Below are 4,782 nucleotides of genomic sequence, written 5' to 3' on the forward strand. Positions count from 1 at the left end.
GGGGACCGTGCGCTGGGACCGGCTCGGCGAGCCGGGCGGCGAGCCGGTCGTGCTGCTGCACGGGACGCCCTTCTCGTCGTACGTGTGGCACGAGATCGCACCCGCCCTGGCCGCGGTCGGGTACCACGTGCACGTTTGGGACATGGCGGGTTACGGCACCTCCGACCTGCATCCCGGCCAGGACGTCTCACTGGGCGCCCAGGGCCGGATCCTCACCGAGCTGCTCGCGCACTGGGGGCTTGGGGAGCTCGGTGATCGCGCACGACTTCGGCGGGTGCGTGGCACTGCGGGCCCACCTCCTGCACGGGGCCCGCTACCGACGGCTCGCCCTGGTCGACCCGGTGGCCTGCGGCCCTGGGGCTCCCCCTTCTTCCGCCTGGTCGGGGAGCGCAGCCGGTTCTTCGAACAGCTCCCGGCGGCGCTCCATGAGGCCCTGGTGCGCGAGTACGTCTCCGCCGCGAGTCACTCCGGTGTGCGCCCCGCCGCGCTCGACGCGCTGGCCGTGGACGACCGAGGAGGGCCAGGCCGCCTTCTACCGGCAGATCGCGCAGGCCGACCAGCGCTACACCGACGAGATCCAGCCGCTCTACCCGTCGATCGACCTGCCCGTCACGGTCTGCTGGGGCACCGAGGACACCTGGATCCCGTTCGCCAGGGGGCAGGAGCTGGCCGCCCTGATCCCGGGTGCGTGGCTGGTGCCCGTCCCGGAGGCAGGGCATCTCCTCCCGCTGGACGCGCCCGCCCGCCTGACGAGCGAGTTGCTCGCCTTCCTCACGGCCTGAGAACCCGTCCGACACCGGGGAACCATCAGGACCGCACAAAGTCCGACGGGGTCATTGCTTCGTTTGTGTTCGAGTCCTAGGGTGTGCCTGCTCAGCAGTTGCTCAGTCACCGTCAGTTGCACGTGTCCCAACAGAATCACCCATCACGGATGGGTAGTTGGGGATCCCATCTGACATGCCCTCAGTCCGTGCAGCACCCTGTCGAACCGAGGAAGGCCACGGTCATGCCGCACCCGCACCCGCACCCCTCTCCCGCCGACCGGCCGGTCGTCAGCCGTCGCCGACTGCTGGAGGGAGGAGCCGCCGTGCTCGGCGCGCTCGCCCTGTCGGCGTCGCCCGCCGCGGCACACGCGGCCGGCCGGCGCCCGGCGGCGGACGGTCCGCCCGAGTGGAACGACGGCCTGAGCGTCCACCGGGTCGGCACCGAGCCGCCGCACACCACCCTCATGCCCTACGCGGACCTCGGGCAGGCCCTGAAGGGCGACCGCGAGCGATCGCCGTACCGGCTGAGCCTCGACGGCACCTGGAAGTTCGCCTACGTGGACCGCCCCGACGACCGGGACGAGGAATTCTACGGCACCGAGGTCGACGACTCCGGCTGGGACACCATCCCCGTGCCCTCGGCCTGGCAGATGCACGGCTACGACTTCCCGATCTACGTCAACATCACCTACCCCTGGTGGGGACCCAACGGCGGCGGCGAGGACGCCCAGCCGCCGGCCGCCCCGACCCGCTACAACCCCGTCGGCCAGTACCGCCGGACCTTCACCGTGCCCCGCAACTGGTCCGGCCGCCGCACCTTCCTGCACTTCGAGGGCGTCAAGTCCGCCCACTACGTGTGGATCAACGGCGAATTGGTGGGCTACCACGAGGACTCCTACACCTCCGCCGAGTACGACATCACGCCCCATCTGAAGCCCGGCACCAACCAGATCGCCGTCGAGGTGTACCGCTACTCCGACGCGGAGTGGCTGGAGGACCAGGACATGATCCGGCTGAGCGGCATCTTCCGCTCGGTCCACCTCTACTCCACGCCGAGCGTGCACCTGCGCGACTTCCGCCTGGACACCCCGCTCGGCGACGGCTACACCAGCGCCGAACTCAAGGTCACCGCGCACGTCCGCGACTACGGCGGCAAGGGCGCGGGCCGCTACACCGTCGAGACCCAGCTGTACGACGCGCGCGGCCACGCCGTCTGGTCGCGGCCCCTGAACCGGCCCGTCGACGTCCCCGACGGCGACGAGGCGACGGCCGAGGCCTCCAGAGCCGTGCCCTCGCCAAAGCTGTGGTCGGCTGAGCACCCGAACCTCTACACCGCCGTGCTCCGCCTGCGCGACCCGGCCGGCAAGGTGGTCGAGACCCTCTCGCACCGGGTCGGTTTCCGCGAGTTCGCGCTCAAGGACGGCCTGATGCGCATCAACGGCAAACCCGTCTCCCTCCGTGGCACCAACCGGCATGAGATGCACCCCGTCACCGGCTCGGCGCTCACCCGCGCGCAGATGGTCGAGGACATCGGCATCATCAAGCGGCTCAACATCAACAGCGTCCGCACCTCGCACTACCCCAACAACCCCCTCTGGCTGGAACTGGCCGACGAGTACGGCCTGTACCTCGTCGACGAGACCAACCTCGAGACCCACGGCATCCGCGACACGTTCCCCGGCAGCGGCCACCCGGAGTGGACCGAGGCCTGCGTGGTCCGCGCCCAGAACATGGTCCACCGCGACAAGAACCACGCCTCGGTGGTCATCTGGTCGCTGGGCAACGAGGCGGGCGGCGGCACCACCTTCAACGCCATGCACGACTGGATCCGCTCCTACGACTCCACCCGCGTCATCCAGTACGAAGGCGACGACCGCCCGGGCATCAGCGACATCCGCTCCGAGATGTACGACAGCCCGCAGCGGGTCGAGCAGCGCGCCAAGGACACCGGCGACACCCGGCCGTACGTGATGATCGAGTACTCCCACGCGATGGGAAACTCCAACGGCAACTTCAAGAAGTACTGGGACATCGTCCGACGCTACGACGTCCTCCAGGGCGGCTGGATCTGGGACTTCGTCGACCAGGCCCTGGCCTGGCCCACGCCCACGCGCAAGCTGCTCACGGAGACCGGGCCCGGCGGGCTCCGCGGTGAGGTCATCAACCCCAGCGGCACCTTCGACCGCGCCAAGGGCGTCTCCGGCGGCACGGTCTTCGCCCGCGACACCCGCCTCGACCTCACCGGTTCCCTCACGCTCGAGGCCTGGGTCACTCCGCGCGTGACCGGCTTCCACCAGCCGATCATCGCCAAGGGCGACACCCAGTACGCCCTCAAGCAGACGGACGAGAACCTGGAGTTCTTCATCCACGGCGGCGGCCAGTGGGTCACCGCGAGCTGGGCGCTGCCCGACGGCTGGACCGGCAAGGAGCATCACATCGCCGGCGTCTTCGACGCGGACGCCGGCACGCTCACCCTGTACGTCGACGGCCAGGTGCGCGGCACCAGGACGACCACCCGACGCCCCGCGAACAACACCGCGTCCCTGTCGCTCGCCACCGACATCGACAACCCGACCCGGGAGTTCAGCGGCACCATCCGCCGGGCCCGCCTGTACGCCCGCGCGCTCAGCGCGGCCGAACTGGCCTCGGAAACCCGCGCGCCGGGGGACGAGGGCGTGCGCTTCTGGTTCGACGCCGCCACCGCCGGCTTCACCGAGAAGCGCCCGCGCGACAAGACGTTCTTCGCCTACGGCGGCGACTGGGGCGACAACCCCAACGACGGCGCCTTCTGCGGAAACGGCATCGTCACCGCCGACCGCGGCCTCACCGGCAAGTCCGCCGAGGTCAAGCAGATCTACCAGGCCATCAACGTCACCCCGGTCTCGGACGGACCCGGGGCCGTCAAGCTCACCAACGAGTACTTGTTCACCAACCTCCTTGATTTCGACGGCCGTTGGGCCCTCGTCGCCGACGGCAAGATCGTCCAGCGCGGCCGGCTGACCCGTGACCAGCTGAACGTCGCCCCGCTGGGCAGCAAGGACATCAAGGTCCCGGTGCGGCTCCCGGCCAAGCCCGAGCCCGGCACGGAGTACTTCCTCCAGCTCTCCTTCACCACCAAGGAAGCCACCCCGTGGGCCAAGTCCGGCTTCGAGGTGGCCAAACAGCAACTCGCTCTCGACGCGGGCAGTCCGGCCGTGAAGCCGGCGCCGTTGCGCGGTGTGCCCTCCCTGAGCCACACCGACGGGGACAAGACCGTCACCGTGAAGGGCAAGGGCTTCGCCGTCACCGTCGACAAGGGCACCGGGACCATCACGTCCTACGAGGCGGGCGGCACCCGTCTCCTCACCTCGGGCCCCGTCCCCAACTTCTGGCGGGCGCCCACCGACAACGACCGCGGCAACGGCCAGCACACCCGCAACCAGGTGTGGCGCGACGCCGGAACGAACCGGAAGGTGGCCGACGTACGGGTACGCCCCCTGGACGACCGGGCCGTCGAGGTCACCGTCACCGGCACGCTGCCCACCGGCACGGAATCCACGTACAGCACGACGTACACGGTCTTCGGCAACGGCGAGATCAAGGTCGACAACACCCTGCACCCGGGCGCGGCCGACCTGCCGTACATCCCGGAGGTCGGCACCCTGCTGTTCCTGCCGCGGAGCCTGGACCGGCTGCACTACTACGGCCGGGGCCCCGAGGAGAACATGTGGGACCGCAACAACGCCACCGACGTGGGCCTGCACTCCGGCGCCGTCTCCGGGCAGTGGACCTCCTACCTGCGCCCCCAGGAGAACGGCAACAAGACCGACGTGCGGTGGGCCGCGCTGACCGACGGCAGGGGGCGCGGACTGCTCGTGACCGGTGAGCCGCTGCTGGAGGTCAGCGCCTCGCACTTCACCCCCGAGGACCTGTCCGTCGGGGCCCGCCACGGCTACCCCGGGTCCAGCCGTGCCGGGTTGGACATCGCCGTGTCGATGGCCCCGGGGCAGACGGCGTTGACGCGTATCCCGCGCCCGGC

At 70.3% G+C, this 4,782-nt stretch carries 2 protein-coding genes and 1 pseudogene; all 3 read left to right on the forward strand.

The features are described 5' to 3' along the window. Positions 1 to 82 precede the first annotated feature (82 nt). Positions 83 to 187 (forward strand): annotated as a pseudogene (locus ABZ281_RS38155) (alpha/beta hydrolase); the annotation flags it as partial. Positions 188 to 251: 64 nt separating this feature from the next. Next, on the forward strand, positions 252 to 782 hold the full coding sequence (locus ABZ281_RS38160; protein ID WP_356662612.1) for an alpha/beta hydrolase: 531 nt from the start codon (positions 252 to 254) through the stop codon (positions 780 to 782). A 224-nt stretch (positions 783 to 1,006) separates the two neighbouring features. Beyond that, positions 1,007 to 4,782 (forward strand): glycoside hydrolase family 2 TIM barrel-domain containing protein (locus tag ABZ281_RS38165; RefSeq protein WP_356662613.1); only part of this gene is annotated, 3,776 nt, incomplete at its 3' end.

The organism is Streptomyces sp. NPDC006265 (assembly GCF_040613555.1).
GTDB lineage: Bacteria > Actinomycetota > Actinomycetes > Streptomycetales > Streptomycetaceae > Streptomyces.